Source organism: Methylorubrum zatmanii (genome assembly GCF_014845115.1).
GTDB classification, from domain to species: Bacteria; Pseudomonadota; Alphaproteobacteria; order Rhizobiales; family Beijerinckiaceae; genus Methylobacterium; species Methylobacterium zatmanii.
Genome location: NZ_NKUI01000012.1, coordinates 1 through 14,938, shown reverse-complemented (window position 1 = coordinate 14,938; position 14,938 = coordinate 1). Strand labels below are relative to the sequence as shown.

Below are 14,938 nucleotides of genomic sequence, written 5' to 3'. Positions count from 1 at the left end.
TCGAGCCGAGACCCGATCCGCTCCGCGATGGCGGCCGGCACGGGAATGAGTGACGCTCCCCCGCGCCGGAGGGCTTGGTTGCTTCGGGCCATCCTCGGCCTCGCCGTGATCGGTGTGCTCGTGCTGGCCGGCGGCTTTCTCGCCTTCGTCGCCGAGGTCGAACGCGCCGAAAGGCCGAGCCTCGACGGGGCGGACGGAATCGTCGCGATGACCGGCGGCGCGCAGCGCATCGGCGATGCCATCGATCTGCTCGCGGGCGGTCGCGGAAAGCGGCTGCTGATCTCCGGCGTGAACGAGCGGACCACGCGCGAGGAGATCATACGGCTCAACCCCGCGCAGGAGCAGTGGATTTCCTGCTGCGTCGATCTGGATTACCGGGCCCGCAACACCATCGGCAACGCCATCGAGACAAGGCGCTGGATGCGTCGCCACCGCTTCGGCACCGTCGCGGTGGTGACATCGAGCTACCACATGCCCCGCACCCTGGTAGAGCTGCGCCATGCCCTGAACGCGGGCGAGACCGTGATCCCCTATCCCGTCGTCACGGAGGGGCTCGAGATCGAGCGCTGGTGGGCCGATCCGGCGGCGACGCGTCTCCTCGGCGCCGAATATCTCAAGTTCCTCGTCGCCTGGCTGCGTACCCGCTTCGAGACGGATCCCGAACAATCGCGGTTCGCCGTGCTGATCAGCCGGCGGCCGCCGGTGAAGATCGTGGCTGAACGCCTGCTGCACGAGGCGGAGTGAGCGCCCGGGCTCAGCCGGGCGTCAGCAGCCTTTCCACCGCCTGGACCACGGCATCGAGGGCGACCGGTTTTTCGAGCCGGGGAACGGCGGCGTAGCCGGCCGGCAGTGCTTCCATGTCGTAGCCGGTCATGATGATGAACGGCACGCCCCGGGCGAGCAGCAGGTCGGCGATGGGGTAGGACCGTTCACCCCTGAGATTGATGTCGAGGATCACCCCGTCGGTGTCAGGCTGCGACTGAAGAAAGGCCCCGGCCGCATCGACGCTCGCGGCAGGCCCGAGAACCACGGCTCCAACACGCTTCAGACCCTGGCTCAGTTCGTCGGCCCAGAAATAATCGTCCTCGACCACGAGCAGGCGACGGCCGCGCAAGGCGCTTTCTGGCAACGGGTCCTCCCTCAAGAACCGGTACGTAGAGACACGTGGGCCCCTCGGCCGATTGTCGTCTCGGCGCTTCTCCCTGGGCCAACGCAGTTAATATGAGTTAATCGATCTCAGGTATAAATTCGCTTTGAGACCATCGCGCGCTACGATCCTGCAGCCCACCCCCGTGGGGCTCGCATGCGCAGCAAGGATCTGGCCAAGTCCGGCCGCTTCATGCACAGAGCCGGAGTGCCGGCATGCGGCACCGCCCCTTCGATCCCGCTCACGACCACCGAAACGACTTCCGCATGAATGTGGTTCGTCCGCCCGCCCTCGAAGAATTTCGCCGCGTCGTCATCAAGGTCGGCTCGGCCCTCCTCGTGGACCGGGGGCAAGGGCGCTTGCGCCACGCATGGCTCGCCGCGCTGGCCGAGGATGTCGCCGACCTGCACGGGCGCGGTGTCGACGTCGTCGTGGTGTCCTCCGGCGCGGTCGCCCTGGGGCGGACGGTCCTCGGGCTGCCCCCCGGCGCCCTGCGCCTGGAAGAGAGCCAGGCCTCGGCCGCCGTGGGCCAGATCGCGCTCGCCCGCTACTGGACCGAGGCTCTGGGCCATCACGACATCGTGGCCGGCCAAGTGCTGGTGACGCCGAGGGACACCGAGGAGCGCCGCCGCTACCTCAATGCCCGCGCCACGATGCAGAAGCTGCTCGAAGTGCGCGCGGTCCCGGTCGTCAACGAGAACGACACGGTGGCCACCGCCGAGATCCGCTACGGCGACAACGATCGGCTGGCCGCCCGTGTCGCCACGATGATCGGCGCCGATGTGCTGGTGCTGTTCTCCGACATCGACGGCCTCTACACGGCGCCGCCGCACAGCGATCCGCAGGCCCGGCATCTGCCGGTGGTCGAGCGGGTGACGGCGGAGATCGAGGCGATGGCCGGCGGGCCCGCCTCCGAACTGTCCCGTGGCGGCATGCGCACCAAGATCGAGGCGGCCAAGATCGCCGCGAGCGGCGGCACCCACATGGTCATCGCCGACGGACGGGCCAAGAATCCGCTGCGGACCATCCGCGAGGGCGGGCGCTGCACGTGGTTCCTGTCGGGCTCGACGCCGACGGCAGCCCGCAAGACCTGGATCGCGGGTGCGCTGGAGACCTCCGGCACGCTCGTCGTCGATGCCGGCGCGGCCCGCGCGCTCGAAGGCGGGGCGAGCCTGCTGCCGGTGGGGGTCACCGCGATCGAGGGCAGCTTCGCCAAGGGCGATGCCGTGCTCATCCGCGGTCCGGACGGACGCATCCTCGGGCGCGGACTGGTGGCCTATGACAGCATCGACGCCGCCGGCATCATCGGCCGTTCCAGCCGTGAGATCGCCGCCGCCTCGGTCCAGGCCGGGCGCACCGAGATGATCCACCGTGACGACCTCGCGATGATCGGAAGCTGATCCCGGATCGTTCCTGCGGCAGCCGCCGAACACCAACATCCGAGCTTGTTCGACGGCTCAGCGACGTGCAATCGGACCTGTGAACGTGCATATGCATGCGATTGCGCAATCGCGCCGTCCTCTTGGCGCCAGACGGGAAGCGGGATCGTGCCTGTCCTGAACCTCAAGTCCGATTTTGCGGATTCCGACGACCTCCCGACCCTGATGGCCGGTATCGGCCGGCGCGCCCGTGCCGCGAGCCGGGCAATGGCGCTCGCCCCGGCGCAGACCAAGGATCTGGCCCTGCGCGCCATCGCCGACCAGATCCGCGCCAGCGCCCCGGCGATCCTGCGAGAGAATGCGCGGGACGTGTCCGCCGCCGAGGCCTCCGGGCTGAGCAAGGCGATCCTCGACCGGTTGACCCTGGACGAGGGCCGGGTCGCGGCCATCGCCGAAGCGGTGGAGAAGGTGGCGAGCCTAGCCGATCCGGTCGGCCGCCAGCTCGCTGCCTTCGAGCGGCCGAACGGCCTGCTGATCGAGCGCATCTCGGTGCCGCTCGGCGTGGTCGGCGTCATCTTCGAGAGCCGTCCGAACGTCACGGCCGATGCCGGTGCGCTCTGCCTGAAGGCCGGCAACGCGGCGATCTTGCGGGCCGGCTCGGATTCGCACCGTACGGCCACGGCCATCGCCCAGGCGATGAGCGAGGGCCTCACCCGCGCCGGATTGCCCGCCGATGCGATCCAGCTCGTGCCGACCCGCGACCGGGCGGCGGTGGGGCTGATGCTCACCGGCCTTGGCGGCTGCGTCGACGTGATCGTGCCCCGCGGCGGGCGCAGCCTCGTCGAGCGGGTCCAGGCAGAGGCCAAGGTGCCGGTCTTCGCCCATCTCGACGGCATCTGCCATGTCTACGTGGCCGAGGGCGCCGACCTCGCCATGGCCCGTACCCTGCTCGTGAACAGCAAGATGCGCCGCACCGGCATCTGCGGCGCCGCCGAGACGCTTCTCGTCGATGCGGCCGTGGCAAAAACCCATCTCAAGCCGCTGGTCGAGGCCCTGCTCGAAGCCGGCTGCGCCATCCGCGGCGACGCGGCGACCCAGGCCACCGACCCGCGGGTGAGCCCCGCCACCGACACGGATTGGCGCACCGAGTATCTCGACGCGATCATCTCGGCGAAGGTGGTCGATGGGCTCGATGCGGCCATCGCCCATATCGAGGCCAACGGCTCGCACCACACCGACGCGATCATCACCGACGACACCGAGGCCGCCACCCGCTTCCTCAACGAGGTCGATTCGGCGATCGTAGTCCACAATGCCTCGACCCAGTTCGCCGATGGCGGCGAGTTCGGCTTCGGCGCCGAGATCGGCATCGCCACCGGCCGCATGCATGCCCGTGGACCGGTGGGGGTCGAACAGCTCACCACCTTCAAGTACCGGGTCCACGGCAGCGGCCAGACACGGCCGTGACGCGCTGAAAGCGTTTCCCCTGCGCGACGACGCTCTGCCGCCGGCGGCCCCGGGCCTGCGGATCGGCCTCTACGGCGGCTCGTTCAACCCGGCCCATGCCGGCCACCTCCATGTCAGCCGGACCGCCCTCCGGCGCCTGCGGCTGAACCGGGTGTGGTGGCTGGTGACGCCCGGCAATCCGCTGAAGGATCGCGGCGCCCTGGCGCCGCTGCAGGCGCGGGTCGCGCAGGCCCGGACGCTGGCCTCCGACCCCCGCATCGCCGTCACCGGTTTCGAGGCGATGATCGGCAGCCGCTACACCATCGACACGCTGCGCTGGCTGGTGCGGCGGCGGCCGGGCTTGCGCTTCGTCTGGATCATGGGAGCGGATTCGCTCGGCAGCTTCCATCGCTGGCGCAGCTTCGAGGAGATCATGGAACTGGTGCCGGTCGCGGTGATCGACCGGCCGGGCCATACCCTGACCGCTCCTGCGGCGAGGGCGGCCCAGGCCTTCGCCGCGGACCGGGTACCGGAGGCGGAAGCATCCTCGCTCGCCTCCCGCCATCCCCCCGCCTGGACCTTCCTGCACGGGCCCCGTTCCGAGCTTTCCTCGACCGCTTTGCGCAACAGAGTGCCGAATTCTGCCGCCGACACGGCCGAAAGCGCGCGGGCGCCGACGCGTTAGGGCGCTCAGCCCGCTTGAAAAGCGGGACGAAAGCCGCCAATTTCGGCAAGTGGCGGCTTCGCCGCAAAACCGATTGCCGGGAACCGAAACCCTGTCCGCACACATCGCCCAAGGAGCCGTCAGCTCCGACCCCGTGACCGATACCTCGGAGGCCCTGAAGGCCCTCGCCCTCGGATGCCTCGACGAGATGAAGGCAGAGGAGACCGTCGAGATCGATCTCGCCGGCAAGACCTCGCTCGCCGACACGATGATCATCGCGTCGGGCCGCTCTCAGCGCCATGTCGGCTCGATCGCCGACAAGATCATCCAGGAAATGAAGGCCAAGGGTTTCGGCAATGCCCGCGTCGAGGGCATGCCGGCCTGCGATTGGGTTCTGATCGATGCGGGCGACATCCTCGTCCACATCTTCCGGCCCGAGGTGCGTGGCTTCTACAACCTTGAGAAGATCTGGGGCGCCGACCGTCCGACCGGCGCTCGCCTCGCCGGCTGAGGCTTCACCCCGCCACGTCGTTCAGGCAACCGAGAATCGGTAGAGCGTGCTCGCCGTGAACACCTGCCCCGGCCGCAGAACAGCGCTCGGAAAGTGCGGGTGATTCGGCGCGTCCGGAAACCCTTGTGTTTCGAAGCAGATCCCGTCGCCCGAGCGGTAGGTTCGCCCCGAAGGTCCGACCAGCGTCCCGTCGAGATTGTTGCCGGTATAAAGCTGGAGCGCCGGCTGGGTCGTCGCGATCTCAAGGCGCCGGCCGCTCGCCGGGCAGTGGCAGGAGGCCGCCGGGCGTAGATCTCCGTCCGGGCCGCGCAGCACGAAGGTGTGGTCGTAGCCCTTGGCGATGACGATCTGCGGATGACCCTCGCGGATGTGGGCGCCGACGCGCGCCGGTTCACGGAAATCGAGGGGCGTGCCGGCGACCGGAGCGATGGCACCGGTCGGAATTTGCGTCGCGTCGGTCGGCGTATAGGCGTCGGCTTCGATCCGCACGACATGGTCCAGCACGTCGCCCGCGCCCTCGCCGGCGAGATTGAAGTAGCTGTGATTGGTCAGGTTCACGACCGTCGGGCGATCGGTCGTGGCCTTGTAATCGATGCGCAGAGAGCCGGCCTCGGGAAGGCTGTAGACCACCTCCACCGCGAGATCGCCCGGAAACCCTTCCTCGCCGTCCGGGCTAAGCCGCCTCAGCGCCAGCCTCGTCTCGTCGGCCGAAGCGACCTGCCAGAGACGTTTGGCAAATCCCCGCGGGCCGCCATGCATGGTGTTGGGCGGCTCGTTGATCGGAAGCCGATAGGTCCGGCCATCGAGGGTGAAGCGGCCGCCGGCGATGCGGTTGGCAAAGCGCCCGGCAATCGCGCCGAAATGTGGGCTCACCGTCTCGTAGCCTTCGACCGTGTCGAGGGCGAGGACGACGTTGGCGCAGCGTCCCTGCCGATCCGGCACCTCGATGGCGGTGACCACGGCACCGAAATCGATCACCCGCACACGGATCCCATCGCGGGCCAGCGTATGACGGGTGACCTTCTCGCCCTCCCGCGTCGTACCGAAGTCTTCCGATCTCATCCGCCGCCCCCGTCACGCTCCAGCGTCTACGCGCGAGAGCGGAATCGGTGGCGGCAAGTCCCCGGTTTCGTGCCGGAGGATATCAGGCCGAGGCGGCGTCGGACCGCGCCGACCCGGTATCGTCCGACAATTGCAGCCGGTGCAGCCGCGCATAGGTGCCGCCGACGGCCACCAATTCGTCGTGTCGGCCGAGCTCGATCACCCGGCCGGCCTCCATCACCGCAATCCGGTCGGCCTCGCGCACTGTCGAGAGGCGGTGGGCGATGACGAGGGTGGTGCGGCCTCGCATCAGCCGTTCCAGGGCCTCCTGCACGAGATGCTCCGACTCCGAATCGAGCGCGGAGGTCGCCTCGTCGAGAAGGAGGATCGGCGCGTTCTTGAGGAAGGCGCGGGCCAGGGAGATGCGCTGGCGCTCGCCGCCGGAGAGCCGGCCGCCGCTCGGGCCGACCTGGAACTCGTAGCCTTCGGCGAGCCGGGTGATGAAGCCGTGGGCCGCCGCCGCCTGGGCCGCCGCCTCGATCTCCGCGCGCGAGGCACCCGGACGGCCGAAGCCGATATTGGCGGCGATGGTGTCGTCGAACAGCACGACCTCCTGCGACACCACCGCCACCGCCGCGCGCAAAGATGCCAGGGTGACGTCCCGGATGTCGGTGCCGTCGATCAGCACGCGGCCGGCGGTGACGTCGTGCAGGCGCGGGACGAGATTGAGGAGCGAGGATTTGCCGGAGCCGGAGCGTCCGACCAGGGCGGTGGTCGAGCCGGACGGCACCAGGAGATCGATGCCCTCCAGGGCCGGGGCATCGGCGCGATAGCGAAAATGCACGCCCTCGAAGCGGATCTCGCCCCGCGTCACCGTCAGAGAACGCGCCTGCGGTGCCTCGCGGATCGTCGGCTGCTCGTCCATCAGCGCGAAGTAGCGGGTCAGCGCGGCGGCGGCCTCCTGAAGGATGGCGTTGAGGGTGCCGAGCGCCCGCGCCGGCTGCGCGGCGAGCAACAAAGCCGCGACGTAACCTGTGAAATCCCCGACGGTGCGGTCACCGGACATGACGCGCTGCCCCACCAGCACCAGCACGCCGGCCACGGCGAGGCCGCCGCCGATCTCCATCAGCGGATCGAGCCGACCCCGGGCATTGGCGGCCTTCATCTTGAGGCGGCGCACCTCGTCGAGCGCACCCGCCGCGCGGCCCTTCAGGTAGCCTTCGAGGCCGTAGGTCTTGGCGACGCGGGCGCCCTGCAGGCTCTCGGTGATGAGGCTCGCGGTGGCCCCCATCTGTTCCTGCGTCGTGGTCGAGACGTGGCGCAGCTTCTTGCCGATGCGGTTGACGGGCCCGGCGATGAGCGGAACTGTGACCGCGGCGGCGAGCGTCAGCAGCGGGTCCATCCAGATCAGGGCGATCACCAGCGCCACCAGCATGGCGATGTCGCGCAGCAGCACCGTCGAGATCCGGGTCAGCGCCTCCTTGATGAAGGCGAAGTCGGTGGTGAAGCGCTGGGTGAAGGCCGCCGGGCTCTCGCGGCCGAGCTGGGCCAGGTCGGCATCGATCAGGTGGCCGTAGAGCGCCGCCTGCATGTCGGCCTCGACCCGCGTCACCACCCGGTTGGTCAGCACCGTCTGACCGAACAGAGCGAAGCCGCGCACGGACGTGACGGCGATGACGATGAGGGGGCCGTAGGCCAGCGCCCCGGTATCCTTGTGGTCGAAGGCGTCGAAGGCGGCCTTGATCAGGGCCGGGTAAAGTCCCGTCGCGGCGCCGACGATGGTGATGAGCACCAGCACCACCGCGAGCGTGGCCCGGTGAGGGGACAGCCATTCCCGCCAGAGCCGCCCGAGCAGGGGAAGGGTATCGCCCCTCAGGAGCGGCCGACGCGCCATTCTGTACCGTTTTCGATGCTGACCCCGGCGGAAGCGCCGGGGCCCGCGGTGTTTGCCGCCGCGCGGCGCGCGGATCAAGCGCGCCGGGAAATCACTCGTCGCCGCCGGGTCCTTGACGGTGCCAGTGTTTGTGAGGGCCGCCATGCGGACGCATGGGCCGGGCGAGCACCATGGCGCGGCGCTTCTGCCCGTCATCCAGGGTGGCGAAGAGCGGCGTGGTGGCGTCGGCAAGCTTGCGCAGGGCCTCGCCCCGGGCGGTGGCCGCATCCGCCATGGCCCGCAGGGCCCCCGGCGCATCCTCCGTCATCCGGCCGCGCTCCCGCCGGGCCTCGCGTTGCGCGTCCCGCTGCTTGGCCAGATCGCGGATCGCCCCCTCCACCGGCGGCCACAGCTTCTCCTGGTCGGGCGTCAGCTTGAGGCCCGCATGCAGGGCGGCGACGCGGGCATCGGTGAAGGCGGCCCGGTCCTCGGCCGAGAGCGCCGCCCAACGCCCGTGCCGGTGACCTCCCTCCGCGAAGGGTCCGCAGCGCTCGCCGGCCCGTACCGCCACCGACCCGATGCCCGCGGCACCGAGAGCCGTCAGGCCGACCAGCAGAAAACCCGTCACCCGTTTGCGTGTCATGGAGCCGCTCCATCGAAAGGGGCTCAGCTGCCCCGATGCCAAGGAGAGTGCGCAGCGGACATATCCGGGGTGTTTCAGGACGATGCCGGCTTGTTTCCCGAACATGAAAGCTTGTCCATGTTTGGCGTCCTGCGCCTTGGCGATGTGATAATGTTACATTATGAACCCTGCCGAACGAAGGAGTTTTCGGTATGGGACGGCACGTCACGCGAGGGTTCGCGGCCATCATCCTGGTGCTGCTCGGCCTCGCACCGGGAATGGCGGCGGAGGCGAAGCTGAAGGCGGTGGCGACCTTCTCGATCCTGGCCGATCTCATCGCCCAGGTCGGGGGCGAGCGGGTTTCGGTGACGAGCCTCGTCGGGCCGGATGCCGACGCCCATGGCTATGCGCCGACGCCCGGCGATGCCCGCCGCGTGGCCGAGGCCGATCTCGTCGTCGTCAACGGCCTGGGTTTCGAAGGCTGGATCGAGCGCCTGATCAAGGCCTCCGGCACCAAGGCACCGGTGATCGTCGCCTCGAAGGGGGTGACGACCATCGCCGGCAGCCACGATCACGACGACGAGCACGGTCACGACCACGGCGACCACGCCGATCCCCATGCGTGGCAGAGCGTGGCGAACGTGAAGCTCTACGTCGCCAACATCCGCGACGGCCTCTCCACCGCCGACCCCGCCCACGCGGCGCTCTACGCCGAGAACGCCGCCGCCTATACGCGCAAGCTCGACGCCCTGGAGGGCGAGATCCGCACGACCCTGCAGACCATTCCCGCCGAGCGCCGCCGCATCATCACCACGCACGATTCCTTCGGCTATTTCAGCGCCGCCTACGGCATGCGCTTCCTGGCGCCGCAGGGCATCTCGACGGACAGCGAGGCCGGGCCGAAGGATGTGGCCCGTATCATCCGCCAGATCCGCCGGGACAAGGTGCCGGCCGTCTTCGTGGAGACCATCGCCGATCCCCGGCTGATGCAGCAGATCGCCCGCGAGAGCGGGGCCAAGGTCGGCGGCCGGATCTATTCCGATGCCCTGAGCGGACCGGACGGGCCGGCGCCGGGCTATCTCGAGATGATGCGCTCGAACCTGACCGCGTTCCGGGACGCATTGAGCTGACGCGGCGCTTGCGACGCAGGCGAACCGAGCCACGGCTTCATCCAGCACGCCTCCTCATCCTGAGGTGCCGCACAGCGGCCTCGAAGGATGAGGAGGCGTGCTGACCTTATCGATCGAACAGCCTCTGACGGGTTAGAGCATCGTCTCTCGCGGAACCGGCAACCGCTTCCGCGGAAAATGCTCTAACCGCCCGTCATCGGCGGAAAGAACGCGATTTCCCGCGCGCCCGCGATCGCAGCGCCGGGCTTGGCGTGGACCCGGTCGATGGCCGTGCGCACAACCCCCTCGTTCTCGAAGGCGTAGGCGTATTCCTCGCCCCGGGTCTTCAGCCATCCGATCAGATCGGCGACGGTGGCGATGCCCTCGGGCGGCGTCACCGTCTCGTCGGGCTTGCCGACACGCTCGCGCACCCAGGCGAAATAGACGAGCTTCATCTCAACGGTTCCCAGGGCCAGCCCGAGGCACTGACCCAACATCCAAACGATCAGCGCGGATCGTCGATCACGTGCCGGATCCCGGCCCTCATATAGTCCCAGCCGGTATAGAGCGTCAGGGCGGCGGCGAGCCACAACAGGACGATGCCCGCCGTCAGGCTGCCGGGGATCAGGGTCTCGCCCGCCGGACCGGCGACGAGGAAGCCGAGGGCGATGAGCTGCACCGTCGTCTTCCACTTGGCGATGCGGCTCACCGGCAGGCCGACCTTCAACTCCGCGAGGTACTCGCGCAGACCGGAGACCAGCACCTCGCGGCACAGGATGACGATGGCGGCCCAGAGCGAGACGCCCGCGATGGTGCGGTCGGCCGCCAGCATCAGCAGGCAGGCCGCGACCAGGAGTTTGTCGGCGATGGGATCGAGCATCCGTCCGAGGGCGGAACTCTGCGCCCAGGCACGGGCGACGTAGCCGTCGAGATAATCGGTGATCGCGGCCGCCACGTAGACGCCGAAGGCGGCGAAGCGGGCACCGATCTCGTCGGGCCAGAACAGTAGGATGACCACCACCGGAACCGCCACGAGGCGGCCATAGGTCAGGCAGTTCGCGAGCGTCCAAGCCTGCGACCGACGGCGGGGAAGGACGGCGTTCATCGGTGGGGTGAAACCATGCGGCGGTTGGGGCGTCAACCGCGTCGGCGACGGGTCGGGCAAGGAGGCCATCGCTGGATCTAGCGCGGGATCGGTCGACACGGAATCCGGCTCAGGCATTGGCGTGGAAGAAATCGTAGACCGCCCGTGCGGTGGCTGCGTTCACGCCCGGTGCCTTGGCGAGATCTTCGAGCGCCGCCCGCTGGATGGCCTTCACGGTGCCGAAATGGTGCAGCAGCGCCCGCTTGCGAGTGGGGCCGATGCCGGCAATCTCGTCGAGGGGGTTTCTCGTCATCTCGCGCTTGCGCCGCGCCCGGTGGGTGCCGATGGCGAAGCGGTGGGCCTCGTCGCGCAGGCGCTGCACGAAGTAGAGCACGGGATCGCGCGGCGGCAGCTTGAACGGGGTGCGGCCAGGCACGAAGAAGGTCTCACGGCCCGCATCGCGGTCGCGGCCCTTGGCGATGCCGACCAGCGGCACGTCGATGACGCCGATCTCGGCGAGGGAGGCGCGGGCGGCCTCCAATTGCCCGGCGCCGCCATCGATCAGCACGAGGTCGGGCCAAGCGGGGAAGGCATCCGGATCGTCGGGCAGCGCTTCCGTCGCCGGAGGCACCGCCTGCCCCTCGGCGGCGGCCTGCGGCTCGCCTACTTCCGCCTCTTTCGGCGTGCGCGGCGCCTCCTTGGCGAGCCGCTTGAAGCGGCGGGTCAGCACCTCGCGCATCATACCGAAATCGTCGCCCGGCGTCAGTTCCTCCGACTTGATGTTGAAGGTGCGGTAATGCGTCTTCATGAAGCCGGTCGGGCCGGCGACGATCATGCCGCCGACCGCCGCCGTGCCGGAAATGTGCGAGTTGTCGTAGACCTCGACCCGGCGTGGCGGCTTGTCGAGGCCGAAGGCCTGTCCGAGGGCGGTGAGCAGCTTGCCCTGGGAAGCGGTGTCCGCGAGTCGGCGCCCGAGCGCCTCCTTGGCGTTGCGCTGGGCGTAATCGACGAGGTTCTTCCGCTCGCCCCGCTGCGGCTGGTGCAGCTCGACCCGGTGCTCGACCCGGCTCGACAGGGCGGCGGCCACGAGCTCCGCATCCTCGATCGGGTGGCTCACCAGCACCAGGCGCGGCGCGGGCTTGTCGTCATAGAATTGCGAGATGAACGAGGCCAGCACCTCGTCGGCGCTCATCGAGCGGTCGGCCTTGGGGAAGTAGGCCCGGTTGCCCCAGTTCTGGAAGTTGCGGAAGAAGAACACCTCGATGCAGAACTGACCGGCCTGCTCGTCGAGGGCGAACACATCCGCCTCCTCGACCCCCTGGGTGTTGACGCCCTGGCTGCCCTGGATCGCTGAGAGCGCGGCGATGCGGTCGCGGAAGCGGGCGGCGCGCTCGAATTCGAGGGCCTCGGAGGCGCGCTCCATCTCCTCGCGCATCCGGTCCTTCACCGCGTTCGACTTGCCCGAGAGGAAGGCGCGCGCGCTGTCGGCGAGGCCGGCATAATCCTCAAGCGAGATCTCGCCGGTGCAGGGGCCGGAACAGCGCTTGATCTGGTAGAGCAGGCAGGGCCGGGTGCGGTTCTCGTAATAGCTGTCGGAACAGGTTCGCATCAGGAAGGCGCGCTGCAGCGCGTTGACCGTGCGGTTGACCGCCCAGACGCTGGCGAAGGGGCCGTAATAATTGCCCTTGCGGCGGCGGGCGCCGCGATGCTTGACGATCTGCGGCGCCGGCCCGTCGGCGGTGAGCAGAATATAGGGGAACGACTTGTCGTCCCGCATCAGCACGTTGAAGCGCGGCTTCAGCTGCTTGATGAGGTTGGCCTCCAGCAGCAGCGCCTCGGTCTCGGTCGCCGTGGTGACGAACTCCATCGCCGCCGTCTGCGCGATCATGCGGGCGATGCGGTTGGAATGCGCCTGCCCCCGTGCATAGGAGCCGACGCGGGCCTTCAGGTTCTTGGCCTTGCCGACATAAAGCACGTCGCCCTTGGCATCGAACATCCGGTAGACGCCCGGCGAGGTCGGCAGGGTCGTCCAGAAGCGGCGGATGATCTCGGTGCCAGCCTTGACGGCGCCGGGCTCGAAATCGAAATCGATCTCGGGCGCCTCGTCGAGGGAGGGGGCCTCGTTCTCGTCCTCGTCGAAGCCGTCGGGCGGGACGTCGTCGAAGGCGGATCGGGTCGCGCGGCTCATGGCCCCGATGTAGGCCGCGCGAATCCCGGTTGGAAGTGCCGCGCGGCCGCAGGCGCTCAATCGAACAGGGCGTCGATGTCCGACTGGTCGACGTGGCCGGGGTCGTCCTGAAGCTTGGGGCCGTTGAGGAGCGAGCTCTCGTCATCCTCGGACACCGCCACCGCATCGACCTCCAACATATCGCGGAAGCTGTCGAGCCCGCTCCAGGCCTCGATCACGCGGTCGAGATGCTCCTCGACGAATTTCAGCACGCCGACGATCTTGCTGATGCGCTGGCCGGTCAGATCCTGGAAGTTGCAGGCCTCGTAGGCGTTGACGACGTTGTCGAGGATTGTATCGATATTCTGCTGCGCCGCCCGAGTCAGGCGCATGCCGCGCATCATGTTGGCGTTGGTTTCGACCCTCTCCAGGGCCCCGAGGATGGTCGAGGTGGCCTGTTCGGTCGATTCGACCACGGCATCGAGCTCGCCGGCCACCCGCCGCATGCCCTTGCCGTGATTCTCCGAGCGGTGAAGACTGGCGATCTCGCGCTTGGTCCGGGCGATCGCCTCCTTCATCACCTCCAGTTCATGGCGCATGGCGAAGGCTTCGCCGAGTTCGCGGCGGCAGGCCTCGATGGTCTCGCCCGCGCTCGCCTGCGTAATCCGGCGCAGATCGTTGATAGCGGTGAGGATCTCGTCGAGCCGCGGATTTGGCTTGGTCTCCGACATCGGCGCCGCAGCGTCGACCGCCGGAGCGGAAAGGCCCAGGCTCTCCTCGATGCGGTAGCGCTTGGTGATCATCGGTCGGGCAGGCTTTCGGATCGGATTGGGTTCGGTCCACAATCTCGCGCAGTGGTTTCGATTTACTGAAAGAAGTTCAGCAAGCGGCCCCTCTCGACGCCCCGCGGAGATCCATCCGATTGCATCGGGCCAGCCTCATCCCGCCTCCTTTACCGTCCATTGACGACACGCCGGGATTTGCGGGGGCGCCGATCGGCGTCAGATGCGATTCACCACGTTCCTTCACCACCCGCAGGCGAGGCCGGAGCGACCGTCCCCGCGACGAGTGAAGGGCGGGAGAGTGGGATGCGGGCGAGGTCGGGCATGGCGTCGATCGCGATGGTGGTCGCGCTGTCGGCAGGGGCGACGGCTCAGGCCGAACCCGGCCGCTACGGCGGCGGCTTCATCGAATTTCTGATGACCGGGGAGGGCACGGGCCGGGCACGCCCCATCGGCGTCGATGGATACGGCGCACCGGCCGAGCCGCGCGCCGCCATCGCTCCGCAGCCGAGCGCCCGGTTCGCGGCCCTGCCGATCCAGCAGGCCCCCGAGCCGAGCGCCGTCGCGCGCGCGATCGATTCCCGCTTCAGCCGTCAGGTCGTCGCCTATGACGGGCCGGGCCGGCCCGGCGGCATCGTCATCGATACGAACGCGAAGTTTCTCTACCTGATCCAGCCGGCGGGGCAGGCGATCCGCTACGGCATCGGCGTCGGCCGGCCGGGCTTCGTCTGGACCGGAACCAAGACGATCACCGCGAAGCGGGAATGGCCGGATTGGACGCCGCCCGCCGAGATGCTGCGCCGCCGCCCGGACCTGCCGCGGCACATGGCGGGCGGCCCCGGAAATCCGCTCGGCGCGCGGGCGATGTATCTCGGCACCTCGCTGTTTCGCATCCACGGCACCAACGAGCCGCATACGATCGGGCAGAACGTCTCCTCGGGCTGCATCCGCATGATGAACGAGGACGTGATCGATCTTTACGAACGCACCTCGGTCGGCACTCGCGTCGAGGTAATCTGACACCACACCGAACAGCGATGCCGGCGGTCGCGAGCCCCGCCGTCGGCATCTCGTGCCGCCCAACCATCGAATCCACGCGCCGAATTCGGCGCG

Annotated in this window: 15 protein-coding genes; 7 read left to right on the top strand and 8 right to left on the bottom strand. The window is 68.8% G+C overall.

The features are described from left to right. Positions 1 to 45: 45 nt before the first annotated feature. Positions 46 to 744, top strand: coding sequence for a YdcF family protein (locus MZTS_RS01965; protein ID WP_192280903.1), 699 nt, complete (start codon positions 46 to 48; stop codon positions 742 to 744). Between the two features lie 10 nt (positions 745 to 754). Here the strand turns inward: MZTS_RS01965 and MZTS_RS01960 are convergent, their stop codons facing one another. Next, on the bottom strand, positions 755 to 1,129 hold the full coding sequence (locus tag MZTS_RS01960) for a response regulator (RefSeq protein WP_192280900.1): 375 nt from the start codon (positions 1,127 to 1,129) through the stop codon (positions 755 to 757). Positions 1,130 to 1,413: 284 nt separating this feature from the next. On the opposite strand from MZTS_RS01960, the gene proB reads away from it, so the two are divergent. The 4 genes from proB to rsfS all read left to right on the top strand — a co-directional run bounded on the left by proB (position 1,414) and on the right by rsfS (position 5,147). Beyond that, positions 1,414 to 2,547, top strand: a complete 1,134-nt coding sequence (gene proB, locus MZTS_RS01955; protein WP_192280961.1) for a glutamate 5-kinase — start codon at positions 1,414 to 1,416, stop codon at positions 2,545 to 2,547. 147 nt (positions 2,548 to 2,694) lie between these two features. After that, entirely contained in the window at positions 2,695 to 3,993 is a 1,299-nt protein-coding gene (locus tag MZTS_RS01950; protein WP_192280897.1) for a glutamate-5-semialdehyde dehydrogenase, read from the top strand. Between the two features lie 55 nt (positions 3,994 to 4,048). Beyond that, positions 4,049 to 4,657: a nicotinate-nucleotide adenylyltransferase gene (locus MZTS_RS01945; protein WP_192280958.1), complete on the top strand. Its 609-nt coding sequence runs from the start codon at positions 4,049 to 4,051 to the stop codon at positions 4,655 to 4,657. A 187-nt stretch (positions 4,658 to 4,844) separates the two neighbouring features. Next, positions 4,845 to 5,147 (top strand): ribosome silencing factor, encoded by a 303-nt coding sequence (gene rsfS, locus MZTS_RS01940; protein WP_238256469.1) that lies wholly within the window; start codon positions 4,845 to 4,847, stop codon positions 5,145 to 5,147. Positions 5,148 to 5,168: 21 nt separating this feature from the next. Here the strand turns inward: rsfS and MZTS_RS01935 are convergent, their stop codons facing one another. From MZTS_RS01935 to MZTS_RS01925, 3 genes are all read right to left on the bottom strand, one after another. Beyond that, a complete protein-coding gene (locus MZTS_RS01935; RefSeq protein ID WP_192280891.1) occupies positions 5,169 to 6,209 on the bottom strand; it encodes an aldose epimerase family protein in 1,041 nt (346 codons plus the stop codon). 82 nt (positions 6,210 to 6,291) lie between these two features. Next, positions 6,292 to 8,082, bottom strand: coding sequence for an ABC transporter ATP-binding protein (locus tag MZTS_RS01930; protein WP_192280888.1), 1,791 nt, complete (start codon positions 8,080 to 8,082; stop codon positions 6,292 to 6,294). Between the two features lie 91 nt (positions 8,083 to 8,173). Further along, positions 8,174 to 8,704, bottom strand: coding sequence for a Spy/CpxP family protein refolding chaperone (locus MZTS_RS01925; protein ID WP_192280885.1), 531 nt, complete (start codon positions 8,702 to 8,704; stop codon positions 8,174 to 8,176). A gap of 191 nt (positions 8,705 to 8,895) precedes the next feature. Here MZTS_RS01925 and MZTS_RS01920 point away from each other — a divergent pair, with 191 nt between their 5' ends. Continuing rightward, positions 8,896 to 9,813 carry a metal ABC transporter substrate-binding protein gene (locus tag MZTS_RS01920; RefSeq protein WP_192280882.1) on the top strand — a complete coding sequence of 306 codons (918 nt, stop codon included), beginning with the start codon at positions 8,896 to 8,898 and terminating at the stop codon, positions 9,811 to 9,813. Positions 9,814 to 9,995: 182 nt separating this feature from the next. Here the strand turns inward: MZTS_RS01920 and moaD are convergent, their stop codons facing one another. The 4 genes from moaD to MZTS_RS01900 all read right to left on the bottom strand — a co-directional run bounded on the left by moaD (position 9,996) and on the right by MZTS_RS01900 (position 13,846). Continuing rightward, positions 9,996 to 10,247, bottom strand: a complete 252-nt coding sequence (gene moaD / locus MZTS_RS01915; protein WP_192280879.1) for a molybdopterin converting factor subunit 1 — start codon at positions 10,245 to 10,247, stop codon at positions 9,996 to 9,998. Positions 10,248 to 10,297: 50 nt separating this feature from the next. Further along, positions 10,298 to 10,897 (bottom strand): CDP-diacylglycerol--glycerol-3-phosphate 3-phosphatidyltransferase, encoded by a 600-nt coding sequence (gene pgsA, locus MZTS_RS01910; RefSeq protein WP_192280876.1) that lies wholly within the window; start codon positions 10,895 to 10,897, stop codon positions 10,298 to 10,300. 109 nt (positions 10,898 to 11,006) lie between these two features. Beyond that, the gene (uvrC, locus tag MZTS_RS01905; protein ID WP_192280873.1) at positions 11,007 to 13,064 is read right to left on the bottom strand and encodes an excinuclease ABC subunit UvrC; all 2,058 of its coding nucleotides are present in this window, start codon (positions 13,062 to 13,064) and stop codon (positions 11,007 to 11,009) included. Positions 13,065 to 13,120: 56 nt separating this feature from the next. Continuing rightward, entirely contained in the window at positions 13,121 to 13,846 is a 726-nt protein-coding gene (locus tag MZTS_RS01900) for a protein phosphatase CheZ (protein WP_009865639.1), read from the bottom strand. A 285-nt stretch (positions 13,847 to 14,131) separates the two neighbouring features. Here MZTS_RS01900 and MZTS_RS01895 point away from each other — a divergent pair, with 285 nt between their 5' ends. Beyond that, on the top strand, positions 14,132 to 14,845 hold the full coding sequence (locus tag MZTS_RS01895) for a L,D-transpeptidase (RefSeq protein ID WP_192280871.1): 714 nt from the start codon (positions 14,132 to 14,134) through the stop codon (positions 14,843 to 14,845). Positions 14,846 to 14,938 lie beyond the last annotated feature (93 nt).